12 protein-coding genes, 1 other RNA gene and 1 pseudogene are annotated in these 15190 nt (G+C 47.4%); 4 read left to right on the top strand and 10 right to left on the bottom strand.

Annotated elements, in window-relative coordinates:
- Positions 1-14 precede the first annotated feature (14 nt).
- From lapB to gyrA, 10 genes and pseudogenes are all read right to left on the bottom strand, one after another.
- A complete protein-coding gene (lapB, locus tag ICN15_RS02780; protein WP_216201102.1) occupies positions 15-1226 on the bottom strand; it encodes a lipopolysaccharide assembly protein LapB in 1212 nt (403 codons plus the stop codon).
- Positions 1227-1334: 108 nt separating this feature from the next.
- Positions 1335-1631: pseudogene (locus ICN15_RS02775) on the bottom strand (integration host factor subunit beta); the annotation flags it as partial.
- Between the two features lie 52 nt (positions 1632-1683).
- Positions 1684-3357 (bottom strand): 30S ribosomal protein S1, encoded by a 1674-nt coding sequence (gene rpsA / locus ICN15_RS02770; RefSeq protein ID WP_216201101.1) that lies wholly within the window; start codon positions 3355-3357, stop codon positions 1684-1686.
- Positions 3358-3507: 150 nt separating this feature from the next.
- Positions 3508-4170, bottom strand: a complete 663-nt coding sequence (cmk, locus tag ICN15_RS02765) for a (d)CMP kinase (RefSeq protein ID WP_216201100.1) — start codon at positions 4168-4170, stop codon at positions 3508-3510.
- A 12-nt stretch (positions 4171-4182) separates the two neighbouring features.
- The gene (gene aroA, locus ICN15_RS02760; RefSeq protein WP_216201099.1) at positions 4183-5511 is read right to left on the bottom strand and encodes a 3-phosphoshikimate 1-carboxyvinyltransferase; all 1329 of its coding nucleotides are present in this window, start codon (positions 5509-5511) and stop codon (positions 4183-4185) included.
- Complete coding sequence (locus tag ICN15_RS02755) at positions 5511-6392, bottom strand: prephenate dehydrogenase/arogenate dehydrogenase family protein (protein WP_216201098.1); 882 nt, start codon at positions 6390-6392, stop codon at positions 5511-5513. Before ICN15_RS02755 ends, aroA begins: the two co-directional genes overlap by 1 nt.
- A 24-nt stretch (positions 6393-6416) precedes the next feature.
- Complete coding sequence (gene hisC, locus ICN15_RS02750) at positions 6417-7541, bottom strand: histidinol-phosphate transaminase (RefSeq protein ID WP_216201097.1); 1125 nt, start codon at positions 7539-7541, stop codon at positions 6417-6419.
- Positions 7538-8632 carry a prephenate dehydratase gene (gene pheA / locus ICN15_RS02745; protein WP_216201096.1) on the bottom strand — a complete coding sequence of 365 codons (1095 nt, stop codon included), beginning with the start codon at positions 8630-8632 and terminating at the stop codon, positions 7538-7540. The genes hisC and pheA overlap by 4 nt, the downstream gene beginning before the upstream one ends.
- Positions 8632-9729, bottom strand: a complete 1098-nt coding sequence (serC, locus tag ICN15_RS02740; protein ID WP_216201095.1) for a 3-phosphoserine/phosphohydroxythreonine transaminase — start codon at positions 9727-9729, stop codon at positions 8632-8634. Before serC ends, pheA begins: the two co-directional genes overlap by 1 nt.
- 31 nt (positions 9730-9760) lie before the next feature.
- Positions 9761-12493: a DNA gyrase subunit A gene (gene gyrA / locus ICN15_RS02735; protein ID WP_216201094.1), complete on the bottom strand. Its 2733-nt coding sequence runs from the start codon at positions 12491-12493 to the stop codon at positions 9761-9763.
- A gap of 159 nt (positions 12494-12652) precedes the next feature.
- Here gyrA and ompA point away from each other — a divergent pair, with 159 nt between their 5' ends.
- The 4 genes from ompA (at position 12653) to ssrA (ending at position 15130) form a co-directional block, all read left to right on the top strand.
- A complete protein-coding gene (gene ompA / locus ICN15_RS02730) occupies positions 12653-13228 on the top strand; it encodes an outer membrane protein OmpA (protein ID WP_216201093.1) in 576 nt (191 codons plus the stop codon).
- A gap of 101 nt (positions 13229-13329) precedes the next feature.
- Complete coding sequence (ubiG, locus tag ICN15_RS02725; RefSeq protein ID WP_216201514.1) at positions 13330-14019, top strand: bifunctional 2-polyprenyl-6-hydroxyphenol methylase/3-demethylubiquinol 3-O-methyltransferase UbiG; 690 nt, start codon at positions 13330-13332, stop codon at positions 14017-14019.
- Complete coding sequence (locus ICN15_RS02720; protein ID WP_216201092.1) at positions 14016-14699, top strand: HAD family hydrolase; 684 nt, start codon at positions 14016-14018, stop codon at positions 14697-14699. Before ubiG ends, ICN15_RS02720 begins: the two co-directional genes overlap by 4 nt.
- A gap of 72 nt (positions 14700-14771) precedes the next feature.
- Positions 14772-15130: a transfer-messenger RNA gene (gene ssrA, locus ICN15_RS02715) on the top strand.
- Positions 15131-15190: the final 60 nt, after the last annotated feature.

Raw genomic sequence — 15190 nt, 5'->3', positions numbered from 1 at the left:
GTTAATTTATTTATCTACATCGATGGACCGCTAGGTACTGCACCTTCAGTTCGTCGTGGGGAATAAGCCTCCCAATGATTACATCCTGGACACTGCCAATAAAAACGTCGCGCCCGGAAACCGCAATTGCCACATGTGTAACGGGCTAGAGCCGTGGTTCTTTGCTTCAATAAACTCAGCGTTGCCTGCAAATCAGACACCCTCTCCGGCGTACCGTTACTCTCCGCCAGTACCAAGCGGGTCTCTGCCAACTTCGAGAGTGCACTCAAACTGGGCGAGTGCTGCATGACCTCAACCAACATGGCTTCTGCAGCTTGAGCCCCACGAATTTGGGTCATCTGCTTTTGCACAATATCAAGCAGCTCACCAGAGGCCTGGGTTTTTAACAACTCACACAGGGCACTCAGGCCGATATCCGCTTTATCTAATGCAGAATGCGCCGCCATCCAACGGTCGGCAAGTAGATGCATATACGCAGGATGGGTTTTAGAAATCACACTCCAAACCTCAATCGCCTGAGCGGGACTATCCATCGCCATCAAATAGTCACCCTGCAAAATTAGTGCTCGCGCATGATTTGGAACAGCCTGGAGCGCTAATTGGATAGACTGCTCTACTGCAGGTAAATCTTTGCGATACAGGGCTTCCTGACCCAGCTCACAATGAAACTGTGCAATCTCAATACGATGAGATTTACCCTGCAAGGTTTCTAGCTCACTAGCGGCAGTGATCGCCTTACTCCAGTCTCGTTCAACTTGATACATCTCGAGCAGACTCTCTTTGGCGGGCGCAGCAAATTTACCTTCTCCAACACGATTTAAAGAAGCTTCGGCGCGATCCAATAAACCAGCACGCAGAAAATCCCGGCCTAACTCATAGGCGGCATGATCTCGATCTCGTGACTTTAAGTCATCGCGATTAGCTAAATGCTGGTGCACCCGAATGGCGCGCTCAGTTTCACCGCGGCGACGGAATAAGCTGCCTAGGGCGAAATGGAGTTCAATCGTTTCAGGATCAAGCTGAGCAATTTTGACCAAAGTTTCAATCGCTTGATCTGGCTGCTCATTCAACAGAAGGCTTAAGCCTTTGAATGTAGAACGCTGTTGTTGCATGCGCTCAAGCTCATCCGTCCGACTCTCTAGACGCAAATCCCAACGCGAGGTTAACCAGCCAATGCCGAACATCACTGGCAATAGGAGTAACCAGGAAGTTGCAATCTGAATCATGATGTGCAGAACTTCAATAAAAAAATGGTCCGAATGGACCAATGGATGTGCGCTATGTGACTAGGCACCTGAACCCTCTTTAGGGCTCACTTGCTTTAAAGGCTTGTAATCAACCCGCTCACGTAATTCTTTACCAGGCTTGAAATGCGGGACCCGCTTCTCCGGAATCAATACTTTCTCACCAGATTTTGGATTACGACCAGCGCGTGCAGGACGGTGATGCAAAACAAAGCTTCCAACCCCACGCAACTCAATTCGCTTACCTTCGGCTAAAGCGTGAGTCATTGTATCTAGCAATGTTTTTACTGCTAACTCGACATCCCTCGGAAGAAGTTGGGGGAATTGTTCCGCCAAGCTCTCCACAAGTTCGGAGCGAGTAATTGCTTGTTGCTCTTGATCTGACATGATCTATCAATAAATAACCGCCGCTCTCCTAGTGGAAAGCGGCGATATTGATTTAACCTTGATTATCCATCTTGGCTTTTAACAAAGCGCCCAAGTTGGTCGTGCCAGACTGCGCATCACCTTGGAGCTTGCTCATTGCATCTTGTTGGTCAGAGCTGTCTTTTGCTTTGATTGAAAGATTGATAACACGTGACTTACGATCAATGTTAATGATCATGGCAGTAACGCTATCGCCTTCTTTCAGTACATTGCGTGCATCTTCAACGCGATCTGTTGAGATCTCAGAAGCACGTAAGTAAGCTTCAACTTCATCAGCTAAGTGAATCGTTGCACCTTTGGCATCAACAGCCTTCACAGTACCAGTGACGAGGCTACCCTTGTCGCTAACCGATGTGTAGTTATTAAATGGGTCACCAGACAATTGCTTGATACCGAGAGAGATACGCTCTTTCTCAACATCAATGGCCAATACAGTGGCTTCCACTTCGTCGCCTTTTTTGTATCGCTTAACCGCTTCTTCACCAGGCTCATTCCATGAGAGGTCTGAGAGGTGAACTAAACCATCGATACCGCCAGGCAAGCCAATGAATACACCAAAGTCAGTAATAGACTTAATTGCGCCAGTTAACTTATCGCCTTTTTGTTGGCCACGTGAGAACTCTTCCCATGGATTGGCTTTGCACTGCTTGATGCCCAAGCTAATACGGCGCTTGTCTTCATCAATATCGAGAACCATGACTTCAACTTCGGTTCCTAATGCAGTAGCTTTGCTTGGAGCAACGTTTTTATTGGTCCAGTCCATTTCAGAAACGTGTACCAAACCTTCGATACCGGATTCGATTTCTACGAACGCACCGTAGTCAGTCAGGTTAGTTACTTTACCGAACAAACGGGTATTCGGTGGGTAACGACGTGCGATACCAACCCATGGATCATCACCAAGTTGCTTCACGCCAAGTGACACACGGTTCTTCTCTTGATCAAACTTCAAAATCTTTGCTGTTACTTCTTGACCAACAGTCAACATCTCGCTTGGGTGACGCACACGACGCCATGCCAAATCGGTAATATGCAAGAGGCCATCGATACCACCGAGATCTACGAACGCGCCGTAGTCAGTGATGTTCTTCACGATACCTTGAACAACGCTACCTTCTTTGAGGTTAGACATCAACTTCGCACGCTCTTCACCTTGGCTAGCTTCAACTACCGCACGACGTGACAACACCACGTTGTTGCGCTTACGATCCAACTTGATAACCTTAAACTCCATCGTCTTACCTTCGTAAGGGCTGGTGTCTTTGATTGGGCGTGTATCAACGAGTGATCCAGGCAAGAATGCGCGGATACCGTTAACCATGACAGTCAAGCCGCCCTTAACCTTACCGGTAACAGTACCAGTAACGATTTCAGCTTGCTCGAGCGCTTTCTCTAAATTCATCCATGATGCCAAGCGTTTTGCTTTGTCACGGGAAAGGATGGTGTCGCCATAGCCGTTCTCAAGAGCGTCAATCGCAACAGAAACGAAATCGCCAGGAGCGACTTCAATCTCGCCAGCGTCGTTATGGAATTCTTCAACAGGAATAAACGCTTCAGACTTTAAGCCAGCGTTAACAACGACGAAGTTATGGTCGATGCGAAGGACTTCAGCCGAAATAACTTGGCCGGTCTTCATATTCGATCGGGTTAATGATTCTTCAAATAATTCTGCAAATGATTCAGACATTTTATATATTCACTTTGTGCCGTCAGAAGGCCCGACGGGTTAGGTTAAAAAAGTCCCAAGAAACACGCTCAATTAGAAAATCGCGTTGTAGAGTTCCTCAAGACACCAAAACTACTTCTACTCCTGCTTTTGACTTCCCACCAAATAAAACTAAGCTGCTTTTGATTGATACCAATCTAAAACCGTCTTAACTGCTTGATCTATCGATAATTCAGATGTTTCTAGCACTTTGGCGTCTGCTGCAACTATCAGGGGCGCTGCGCCTCGACTACTATCTCTGGCATCGCGCACCTGCAAATCATGCAATAAGTCAACTAGTTTAGCAGAAATTCCCTTAGCTATCAATTGCTTATACCGACGCTCGGCTCTCGCTTCTGCTGTCGCCGTCAAGAAAACCTTCAGCGCTGCATCTGGAAATAGGACGCTGGCCATGTCTCGGCCATCAGCCACCAGACCTGGAGATTGACGAAAACTGCGTTGAACCCCTACTAAAGCCTGCCGAACCTCTGGATGAGCCGCAATGATTGAGGCACATAAACCAACACTTTCAGTGCGAATAGCCTCAGTTACATCCTCAGAATTCAGCAGAATTTGGCCATTTTTGAAGGAAATCACGAGGTTTTTAGCTAAAATACCGAGTTCTGAGCCATTTTGAGGGTCAATGGACGCTTTTTGACTGCCCAAAGCCACTAAACGATAAAGCGCCCCGCTATCCAGGTAATGAAAGCCTAACTTTTCCGCCACCAATGAGGCCACAGTCCCTTTGCCTGAGGCAGTAGGTCCATCAATAGCGATAACTGGAGGAAAATTCATTAAAAGAGGATTCTAGGAAACAATCTTTGCAAATTCAGCAAAGTAAGTTGGAAAGGTTTTTGCTACGCAATTGAAATCATTGATCTGCAACGCGTTTGGGCCAAAAGCCGCTAATGAGAAACACATCGCCATGCGATGGTCATCATAAGTATCAATACCTTCACTGGGTGATTTCCAATCGGCAAGTGATTGAGGCGCTTGAACCTCGATATAGTCAGCACCCTCTTCAACGCTAGCGCCTAACTTTTTTAACTCTGTTGCCATTGCGGCGATACGATCTGTTTCTTTCACGCGCCAGCTGGCAATATTGTTTAAGCGCGTTGGGCCTTCGGCAAATAAAGCGAGGGCAGCCAAAGTCATCGCTGCATCAGGGATTTCTGTGCAATCCAGCGTGATGCCATTAAGCTTGCCATTGGCATTCTTCACGCCAGCAACTTCAATCCAATCCTCGCCCGTAGTGATGTTGGCACCCATGAGCGCCAGCGCATGGGCAAAGGCAACATCACCTTGAATGCTATCTTTGCCAACACCCAATACTTTCACGGGACCGCCGCCAATAGCGCCAAGGGCAAGGAAGTAAGAAGCCGAAGAGGCATCTCCTTCTACAGACAATGAGCCTGGGCTCTTGTAAACAGCATTAGAGGTCTTTGCAGGAATAATGAATAACTGATTGTCAGGGCAGGTGACATTTACACCAAAGCGAGCCATGAGCTTCAGAGTGATCTCAATATATGGACGAGAAATCAATTCACCGATGACCTCAATCTTGACAGGCTCTTTAGCCACTAAAGGTAAAGCCATCAGCAAGGCCGTCAGAAACTGACTAGACACATCCCCGCGAACCTGAACAACATCTTTGATTTCAATATCAGATGCCAGAATCTGAATGGGCGGATAACCTTCTTGTAATTCGTAATCAATTTTTGCGCCAACCTGACGCAAGCCATCCACCAAATCACGGATTGGGCGTTCATGCATTCTCGGCACGCCCGATAAACGATAGTTACCACCCTGCATCGCCAGCGCTGCAGTCAGCGGACGAATGGCTGTACCGGCATTACCCATAAAGAGATCGGCATCTTTCACCGGAAATTTGCCACCACAACCTTGCACCACACACACATTATTTGCTTGATCGGTTACCGTCAGACCCAGTTTTCGCAAAGCATTGCGCATCACCTGCGTGTCATCAGCATCCAGTAAGTTTTTAAGAGTCGTAGTTCCGCTAGATAGCGCTGCTAATAACAAAACGCGGTTGGAAATACTCTTGGAGCCTGGCAATACAATCGAGCCTTGTGCTCGCTTATATGGCCCTACTTTTATATCAGGCGTTCCACCCATCACAACACATCCAAATCTTGACGTGCTTTGCTTGCCTTGTTAAATAATTTCTCTAAGCCGGCGCCATCATTCTCAGCAATGAGTTTGCGCATGTGAGTCACGATTAAGAGATATTGATCCAACTCCTTGAGAACCGCAGTGCGATTACCCAAACAAATATCACGCCACATCTCAGGACTTGAGGCCGCAATGCGTGTGAAATCCTTAAATCCTGCGCCCACATGACTTAGCTTTTGATCGGCATCTTCGGAATTCACCACGCTAGCCATCAATGCGTAAGACAAAATATGCGGCAAATGCGATACGGCAGCATAAATAGCATCATGCTGTACATTAGAAATCTGCTTCACTATAGAACCAACAGACTGCCAGAAACCTTCAATTAAATCGGTATCTTGCGGAGAATTTTCTTGCAGAGGACAAATAATGGTTTGCTTGCCCTGAAATAAATCGGCCTTAGCGGCGCTAGCACCATGTTGCGCGCCGCCAGCAATAGGATGAGCGGGTACAAACTGACAGGCCTTCTTGCCCAACACTTCCTTGGCCGCCAAAATCACATCTCCCTTAGTACTCCCAGCATCCGTGATCATGGTGCGAGATTCAAGATGTGGCTCAATCGTTTCGAATGCGGCGCGCATTTGCGCTACCGGGATGCAAAGAACAATCACGTCCGATTGCTTGGCAGCCTCAACTAAATCCACCACACCATCAATCGCGCCCATCTTCAGCGCTTGATCTAAATTTTCTTTGCTACGACCAACGCCTAAAACTTGAGTTACCACCCCAGCTTGCTTGAGCGCTAATCCCAATGAAGCGCCAATCAGTCCAACACCCACGATGGTGACGGTACCGTAATTACTGCTTGGATTAATAATGGTCATTGATGATTCTTTTTTATTCTGTAATTACTGTTGCGCCAGAATTGCTTTTAAAGCCCCAATAAAAGCCGCGTTTTCTTCTGGCAAACCGATGGAGATTCGAAGCCACTGTGGCAGACCGTAATTACCTACCGGACGAACAATAATGCCGTGCTTCAATAACTCTAAATTGATGCGTGCGCCCGCTTGATCATCATCGCCCACTTTTACCAAGACAAAGTTACCAGCGGAAGGTAAATATGTCAGGCCGAGACTATCAAATGCTTGAGTGAGCTGAGTAAGCCCCGCACGATTCAATTCAAAACCTTGCTGCAAGAAAGCGGAGTCCTGAAATGCAGCAATGGCTGCGGCTTGAGCCAGACTATTCACATTAAAAGGCTGACGAATACGATTGAGTAGATCCGTTAACGGTGGTTGCGCTACACCGTAACCAATTCGTAGGCCAGCCAGACCATAGGCTTTAGAGAAGCTACGAGACAAAATCATATTCGGGAAACGTTTGATCCAGGCAATGGCGTCATAACGCTGTTCAGGGGCAAGGTACTCGTTGTAAGCCTCATCCAGTACTATCACCACATGAGCAGGAACAGTCATCAAGAAATCTTCGATCTCTTTTGCCGACAAATAACTACCAGTGGGATTATTGGGATTGGCAACAAAGACTAACTTTGCTTTATCGCCGGATGCTTTAACCGCTTGTAACATCGCAGCTAAGTCATGGCCATAAGTAGCAGTGGGAGCAACCTCAATCGCCTTAGCCCCAACAGCTTGGGTAGCCAAGGGATAAACAGCAAATGCATGGCGAGAAAAAATGACCTCGTCACCAAATTGGGCCACTGCCCGTGCTGCCAGCTCTAAGATGTCATTGCTACCATTACCCAAAGTAATCCAGTCCACTGGGACACCTAAGCGGGTAGATAAAACCTGTTTGAGCTCAAAGCCATTGGAATCAGGGTAACGCCCTAAATCACTAGCAGCCTTGAGCATCGCTTCTTTAGCAGACTGTGGTATTCCCAAAGGATTTTCATTGGATGCCAGCTTCACAATCTTGCTTTCGTCTAGACCGTATTCGCGTGCAACCTCGCCAATAGGTCGCCCACCAACATAAGGCGCTATCGCTTGAATATGCTTTAAACCAATCCGAGCACTCATGCTGAATGGGGGTATGAACCCAGATTTTTATAAAAGGCTGCACTTGCTTTCAGCTCTACCAATGCTTTGGCTACTTTTGCATCTTCAGCATGACCAGCCACATCAATATAAAAGTGATACTCCCAAGTTCCCTTACGTGCAGGGCGAGACTCAAAACGATTCATTGAGACACCATGCTTTGCTAGCGGCTCCAAGAGGCGATGTACGGCACCAGGTTGGTTATCTACGGAAAGTACCAAGGAAGTCTGGTCTTTGCCAGTAGGCTGACATTCATAAGTCCCAACCACTACAAATCGAGTACGGTTGTGAGGATCATCCTGAATCTGCACAGCAACTGCCTGTAAGCCATAAGCCTCTTGTGCAGGGTCGCCAGCAATCGCTGCCAAAGTCGAATCCACTGATGCCATCCGAGCGGCTTCAGCATTGCTGCTCACAGCTTGACGCTTGAGTTGCGGGGCATGCAAGCTCAACCATTGTTGACATTGCGCTAAAGCCTGGGCGTGAGCACATACCGTAGTCACACCATCTAAATTACCGCTCTTAGTTAAGAGATGGTGTCGAATGGGAAGAACGATCTCGCCGCTAATGCGCATGGAAGAATCCAGAAGCAAGTCCAATGTTCTGGATATCGCACCTTCGCTGGAATTTTCGACGGGAACCACGCCAAATTGAGCGGCCCCCTTCTCTACAGCTTTAAATACTTCATCGAGGCTGTTGCAAGGCAAGCCCGCGATGGAGTGACCGAAATAGGTTTGGGCTGCTTGTTCTGAGAATGTACCTACAGGCCCAAGATAAGCAATCGTCTGACGCGCTTCAAGCGCCCTACATGCTGACATCACTTCACGCCAAATTGCGGCAATCCCATCCGGCAACAATGGGCCCTGACTAATTTCCTGAAGCCTGGCAACAACTTGACGCTCACGCTCCGGCCTAAATACCGGTGAGGCGAAACCACCTTTGATGTGACCTACCTCTTGCGCAGCCTTGGCACGCTGAGTCAGCAAGTCCAAAATTGCTGCATCCAGTGCATCAATCTTGTCGCGTATTGGCGCTAAGCGCTGTTCTTCAGTACTCGGGTCTTTGGAGCTCATTAGGCACGCCTTTCAAAGTCACGCATAAATTCCACTAAGGCTTTGACACCCTCGAGTGGCATTGCGTTGTAAATACTCGCACGCATTCCACCCGCCGCCTTGTGGCCCCGCAATGCAACCAATCCAGCGTCATTCGATTGGGCCAAAAATTCTGCGTTTAGGTTCTCATCTTTCAAGAAGAAAGTCACATTCATTCTAGAACGATATGCTTTGTTGACGCGACTCTCATACAAACTACTTTGATCTAAGAAGTCATAAAGTAGGGCTGATTTCTCTTGATTGACTTTCTCAATCGCTTTCACGCCCCCGCGCTTGAGTAACCACTTGAATCCAAGACCAGCCATGTAAATGGAGAATGTTGGCGGGGTGTTTAACATCGATTGCGTTGCTGCTTGCTTAGCCCAATCCCAAATGGAAGGGGTGATCTTCATGCTATGACCCATTAAATCTTTGCGCACGACCACAATCGTCACGCCAGAAGGGCCAATATTTTTTTGGGCACCAGCAAACCAAACACCACATTTCGTGACGTCCATTTCTTTGGAAAGAATATTGCTGGAAATATCGGCTACTAAAAGCTTGCCGTTTACCTCTGGTACATCGGGAAACTCTACGCCACCAATCGTTTCATTGGCACAGTAGTGCACATAGGCTACATCATCCGATAATTGCCAAGTCGATCGCGCTGGAATCGTATTGAATTTTTCTGCCGCAGACGATGCCGCTAGATGGGCAACGCCGTACTTATCCGCTTCTTTGAAGGATTTTTCGGACCAAATGCCAGTCACCAAGAAGTCTGCCTTAGGTCCATTCTTACCGAGGTCCATGAGATTCATCGGAATAGCTGCGTTCTGGCCGAGACCACCGCCTTGCAGTAGCAAAATTTCATACGTTTCAGGGATATTCATCAGCGTTCGGAGGTCTTGCAACACTTCCTCATAAAGAGCCATAAACTCTTTGCCACGATGACTGACCTCCATGACGCTAGCACCTAAACCCTGCCAATTCAACATCTCTGCAGCAGCTTGCTTCAATACCTCTTCAGGAACAGTAGCAGGCCCCGCAGCGAAATTAAAAATGCGGCGGTCAAACATCATGGCGTGTTAATCGACCTTGTATGAATGCCAATTAGGCATCGCCAGCTTCATTAGAACTTGAGTCGACTGCTGGATCAGCGGAGACATCACCACCCTCAACTTCCTCGCCCTCATCAAGATCGTTTTCATCATCAGAATCGCTTTCAGCAATCCGCTGTAAACCAGATAAACGGGTACCTTCATCAACGTTGATCAAAGTAACACCCTGAGTAGCGCGTCCCATCTCACGAATCTCTGAAACACGGGTACGGACCAAAATGCCACCAGTCGTAATCAACATAATTTGATCTTCAGGAGATACTAATGAGGCAGCAACTACTTTACCGTTTCGCTCCGTTGTCTGAATCGCAATCATGCCTTTAGTACCGCGACCATGACGGGTGTATTCACCAATCGGAGTGCGCTTACCAAAACCATTTTCCGTTGCAGTGAGAACGCTGCTTGGGATAGCTGGAATAGCTAGGCCATTCTCGTCAACCACTGCTGCCTCAGCACCTTCAGCAGCCTCAGCTGGCGCAACTAACATCGCAATCACTTGATGACCTACGCCTAAATTCATACCACGCACACCGCGCGCTGTACGACCCATTGGACGCACATCATTCTCATCAAAGCGAACTGCCTTACCCGCATCAGAGAACAACATGACATCATGCTGACCATCGGTAATGGCAGCGCCAACCAAAAAGTCGTTTTCGTTCAAGTCCACCGCAATAATTCCGGCCTTACGAGGATTGGAGAAGTCAGATAAACGCGTCTTCTTCACTGTACCTAAACTTGTTGCCATGAAGACGTAATGATCATCTTGGTATCCCTTGATCGGGAGAATGACGGTAATTTTTTCACCTTCGATCAATGGGAACATATTGACGATTGGTTTACCGCGTGAGTTACGGCTACCTTGCGGCACTTCCCATACCTTGAGCCAATACATTCGGCCGCGATCAGAGAAGCACAGAATGATGTCGTGTGTATTTGCAACAAAGAGTGTTTCAATCCAATCTTCATTTTTGGTGGCTGCAGCTTGTTTGCCACGACCGCCACGCTTTTGGGCACGATATTCACTTAGAGGCTGACTCTTCATGTAACCCGTATTAGAAAGCGTCACCACCATATCTTGCGGCGTGATCAAATCTTCCGTAAACAGCTCAGTGGCATTCATCTCAATGAATGAACGACGACCACTGTCACCACCAGCAATGCCAAACTCTGCTTGAACTTCTTTTAACTCGGACTCAATCACTTGGGTGACTCGTTCTGGCTTAGCGAGCAAGTCGAGTAAGTCAGAAATTTCTGCCATTACGTCTTTGTATTCATTCACAATCTTGTCTTGCTCAAGGCCAGTCAAGCGTTGTAAACGCATCTGCAAAATTTCTTGCGCCTGGCTATCGGATAAGCGATACAAACCCGTAGTTTGCATGCCGTACTCTGGCAATAAACCTTCAGGACGATACGCATTGCGACCACCGGGAGTATCAGTCTCCGCACGTGCCAACATCTCACGCACCATAGAGGAATCCCATGCCTTGCTCATTAATTCTTGTTTAGCGACTACTGGATTCGCAGCAGCTTTAATGATGGCAATGAATTCATCAATATTCGCCAATGCAACAGCTAAACCTTCAAGGACATGGCCACGCTCGCGTGCTTTGCGTAATTCAAAAATCGTGCGACGTGTGACTACTTCGCGGCGATGCTGTAAGAAGTACTCGAGCATTTGCTTTAAGTTCAGGAGGCGCGGCTGGTTGTCTACCAAGGCCACCATATTCATACCGAAGTTATCTTGTAGCTGAGTGCTCTTGTAGAGATTATTCAAGACAACCTCTGGCACTTCGCCACGCTTAAGCTCGATTACCACCCGCATACCTGACTTATCAGACTCATCGCGCAGATCAGAAATACCTTCTACTTTTTTCTCATTCACTAACTCAGCAATACGCTCAAGCAAGTTCTTTTTATTTACTTGATAGGGCAATTCATCAACGATGATGGCCTGACGAGCCCCTTTATCGAGATCTTCAAAGTGGGTTTTGGCACGCATTACTACTCGGCCGCGGCCGGTGCGGTAGCCTTCACGAACGCCTTGAACCCCGTAAATAATGCCGGCGGTCGGAAAATCCGGCGCAGGAATGATCTCAATGAGCTCATCAATCGTGCACTCTGGGTTGTGGAGTACATGCAAACAGGCCGTAATAACCTCATCCAAGTTATGTGGCGGGATATTGGTTGCCATACCCACCGCAATGCCAGAACTACCATTAATCAATAGATTAGGCACTTTTGCAGGAAGAATCAGGGGTTCTTTCTCGCTACCATCGTAATTTGGCCCAAAATCGACGGTTTCCTTGTCCAAATCGGCCAATAACTCATGGGCGATCTTGCGGAGTCGGATCTCGGTATATCGCATCGCAGCAGCGTTATCGCCGTCTACAGAGCCAAAGTTGCCCTGACCATCAATCAGCATATAGCGCAGAGAGAAATCTTGGGCCATACGAACAATCGTGTCATACACCGCAGAATCGCCATGCGGGTGATATTTACCGATCACATCGCCAACTATACGGGCAGATTTTTTGTAAGCTCGGTTCCAATCGTTGTTTAATTCATACATCGCGAATAAGACCCGTCGATGAACCGGTTTGAGGCCGTCACGCACGTCTGGCAGGGCTCTGCCGACAATGACGCTCATTGCGTAGTCCAAATAGGACCGTCGCATTTCGTCTTCTAGGGATATTGGTAGTGTTTCTTTAGCGGCTTGTTCCATTTAGAAATAATATCATTTTGATGACTGATAGCCCCTATGCTAATATTCTGTCAGTTTGTATGAAATTGAGATGTGTCGCTTTGCAGTTTTTGCTTCAAGGTAGGGCGAATTACATTTAAGTTTGACTTTAATTAAAAAAGAGATTTTTGAGGACTAAAAATGAACAAAACCCTAAAAGTGTTGCTCGCATCTGTTGTTACTGTTTCTGCTTCTGCAGCAATGGCTTCTGATAACTGGCAAAACGGCGATGGCGCCCTTAACTGGAAAAACAATGACGGCACATTGTGCTGGCGTGACAATAGCTGGACTCCAGCAACTGCAGCTAAGAACTGCGATGGCTGGTTAGCTCCTAAGGCTGCTACTCCTTCTATTAGCCAAAGCAAGATCACATTGCAAGCTGACACACTTTATGACTTCAACAAGTCTGACTTGAAGCCAGAAGGCAAGGCTACTTTGGCTAAAGTTGCTAATGACCTGAATAAGATCAAATTAGAAGTGATTATTGCTGTTGGTAACACCGATAGCGTTGGTACTGATGCTTACAACATGGCTCTTGGCCAGCGTCGTGCTCAGTCCGTTAAGGCTTACTTGGTAAGCAAAGGTGTTGACGGTAGCCGTATTTACACAGAATCAAAAGGCAAGAGCAATCCAGTTGCAAGCAATGCAACTGATGAAGGCCGCGCTAAGAACCGCCGCACTGACATCGAAGTAGTTGGTACAGCTGCTGTTAAGTAATTCTTTTTACTTGTAAAAAAGCCCGCTTCTGGCGGGCTTTTTTATTTCCGCTATATTTGTAACTTAATCATCCACAAGCAATCTACTTGACCGCAAAAACCATGAATGTTGATCAGTCCGAAATCGCTAAATTTAGCGCTCTAGCCCACCGCTGGTGGGATCCCAATAGTGAATTCAAGCCCTTGCATGCCATTAATCCCCTGCGCCTCAATTGGATCAAGTCTATTGTTGACCTCAATGGCAAGAAGGTTTTGGACGTCGGTTGCGGTGGTGGCATTCTCGCTGAATCCATAGCTCGTTCTGGCGCCGATACCTGTGGCATCGATTTATCTGAAAAAGCCCTCAAAGTTGCTGAATTACATGCACTAGAGGTAGGCGCATCTCTCACATATCGATCCATCTCAGCTGAAGCGCTAGCAGAGGAAGAGCCGGGGCAATATGACGTGGTTACTTGCATGGAGATGCTTGAGCATGTGCCTGACCCAGCTTCCGTCGTGCGTGCCTGTGCAACCTTGTGCAAGCCTGGAGGCACCCTCTTTTTTAGCACCTTGAATCGTAACCCCAAGTCCTATTTATTTGCGATTATTGGTGCTGAATACATCCTCCGACTACTTCCCAAAGGGACTCATGAATACGCTAAATTCATAAAGCCATCTGAATTAGTGGCATTTACCCGCGAAGCTGGATTGGAAATGATTGGTATGAAGGGAATGACTTACAACCCGATCACCCAGATCTATAGCCTTGGTGAAGATGTGGACGTGAATTACATGATTGCCGTACATAAATGAGTAGTGGGCTAGTAAGCCCTTACAAGGGGGTCTTTTTTGATCTGGATGGCACGCTTGCGGATACCGCCCCTGACCTTGTAGCGGCTGCCAACCAGCTCCTGATTACCCGTAATCTTGCTCCCAAGCAATATGAGCTACTTCGCCCACATGCATCTGCTGGTGCTAGAGGGTTAATTGGCTGCGCTTTTGGAATGAGCCCTGAGCATCCTGACTTTATTGCCTTGCGAGATGAGTTCTATCTCAACTATGAGAATGCTTTACTGGTAAACAGCGTCCTTTTTGAAGGTGTTGATCACTTACTAGATCAGTTGGATAGCGCAAGGCTGCCTTGGGGCATCGTGACCAATAAGAGTGAGCGCTTTGCTAACCCCTTAACGGAGTTGATGGGGTTGCGTCAGAGAGCAATATCGACAGTCTCTGGCGATACCACTCCTTACTCAAAACCTCATCCTGAGCCGATTTTGCATGCTGCCAGAATCGCCAATATTGACCCGGCCAAATCGCTCTATGTTGGTGATGATATGAGAGACATTGTGGCGGGTAAGGCGGCAGGCATGCAAACCATTGCAGCTGCATATGGTTATTGTGGTTGTGAAGAGCCTCCAGAGTCTTGGGGCGCAGATTACCTAGTAAGCCACCCCCTTGAGCTACTGGAAATCATCTTTCCTAGTAGGGCTTAATTCGTCACTCGGAAGATATTTAACAATTTAAGCCTAAGAGCCTTAAAATAGGACCTCCAATGCATGAACTCCGGGGTCGACATGGTTTCGACGTGGATTACAAAGCATCAAGGGCATACCGAGGACCCGTTATCTCGTAAATCAATGGGAATGTAATAACTGCAAACGACGAACGTTTCGCACTAGCCGCTTAATTGCGGTTGCCCCTGAACTGATTCTCTCTTGGGTCAGCTAGCGAAAGCTAGGTCAGGGTCATTTACAAGAGATAAGATCATTTCATGTCACGGGGAATGATTCGAAAACTAAGTGAATCGCCAGCGTGGAACATGTCAGTCTGTGCCTAGCTAGCTAAATTAAATGATATGACTAAGTATGTAGAACTTGCTGTAGAGGATTTGCGGACGCGGGTTCGATTCCCGCCGACTCCACCATTTTGAAGTAAATTGATACGCTCAATAGTCAAACGCCACCTCTTCAGGTGGCGTTTTTCT

The organism is Polynucleobacter sp. CS-Odin-A6, assembly GCF_018882095.1.
Taxonomy (GTDB): domain Bacteria; phylum Pseudomonadota; class Gammaproteobacteria; order Burkholderiales; family Burkholderiaceae; genus Polynucleobacter.
The sequence above is the reverse complement of the archived record's forward strand: the minus strand, read 5'-3'. Positions and strand labels throughout refer to the sequence as shown.

Bases quoted from the DNA above. Each gene is read 5' to 3' on its own strand.
- lapB (WP_216201102.1), bottom strand. From the start codon at position 1,226: ATGATTCAGATTGCAACTTCCTGGTTACTCCTATTGCCAGTGATGTTC.
- cmk (WP_216201100.1), bottom strand. From the start codon at position 4,170: ATGAATTTTCCTCCAGTTATCGCTATTGATGGACCTACTGCCTCAGGC.
- ICN15_RS02755 (WP_216201098.1), bottom strand. From the start codon at position 6,392: ATGACCATTATTAATCCAAGCAGTAATTACGGTACCGTCACCATCGTG.
- aroA (WP_216201099.1), bottom strand. From the start codon at position 5,511: ATGGGTGGAACGCCTGATATAAAAGTAGGGCCATATAAGCGAGCACAA.
- hisC (WP_216201097.1), bottom strand. From the start codon at position 7,541: ATGAGTGCTCGGATTGGTTTAAAGCATATTCAAGCGATAGCGCCTTAT.
- gyrA (WP_216201094.1), bottom strand. From the start codon at position 12,493: ATGGAACAAGCCGCTAAAGAAACACTACCAATATCCCTAGAAGACGAA.
- rpsA (WP_216201101.1), bottom strand. From the start codon at position 3,357: ATGTCTGAATCATTTGCAGAATTATTTGAAGAATCATTAACCCGATCG.
- pheA (WP_216201096.1), bottom strand. From the start codon at position 8,632: ATGAGCTCCAAAGACCCGAGTACTGAAGAACAGCGCTTAGCGCCAATA.
- ICN15_RS02720 (WP_216201092.1), top strand. From the start codon at position 14,016: ATGAGTAGTGGGCTAGTAAGCCCTTACAAGGGGGTCTTTTTTGATCTG.
- serC (WP_216201095.1), bottom strand. From the start codon at position 9,729: ATGATGTTTGACCGCCGCATTTTTAATTTCGCTGCGGGGCCTGCTACT.
- ompA (WP_216201093.1), top strand. From the start codon at position 12,653: ATGAACAAAACCCTAAAAGTGTTGCTCGCATCTGTTGTTACTGTTTCT.
- ubiG (WP_216201514.1), top strand. From the start codon at position 13,330: ATGAATGTTGATCAGTCCGAAATCGCTAAATTTAGCGCTCTAGCCCAC.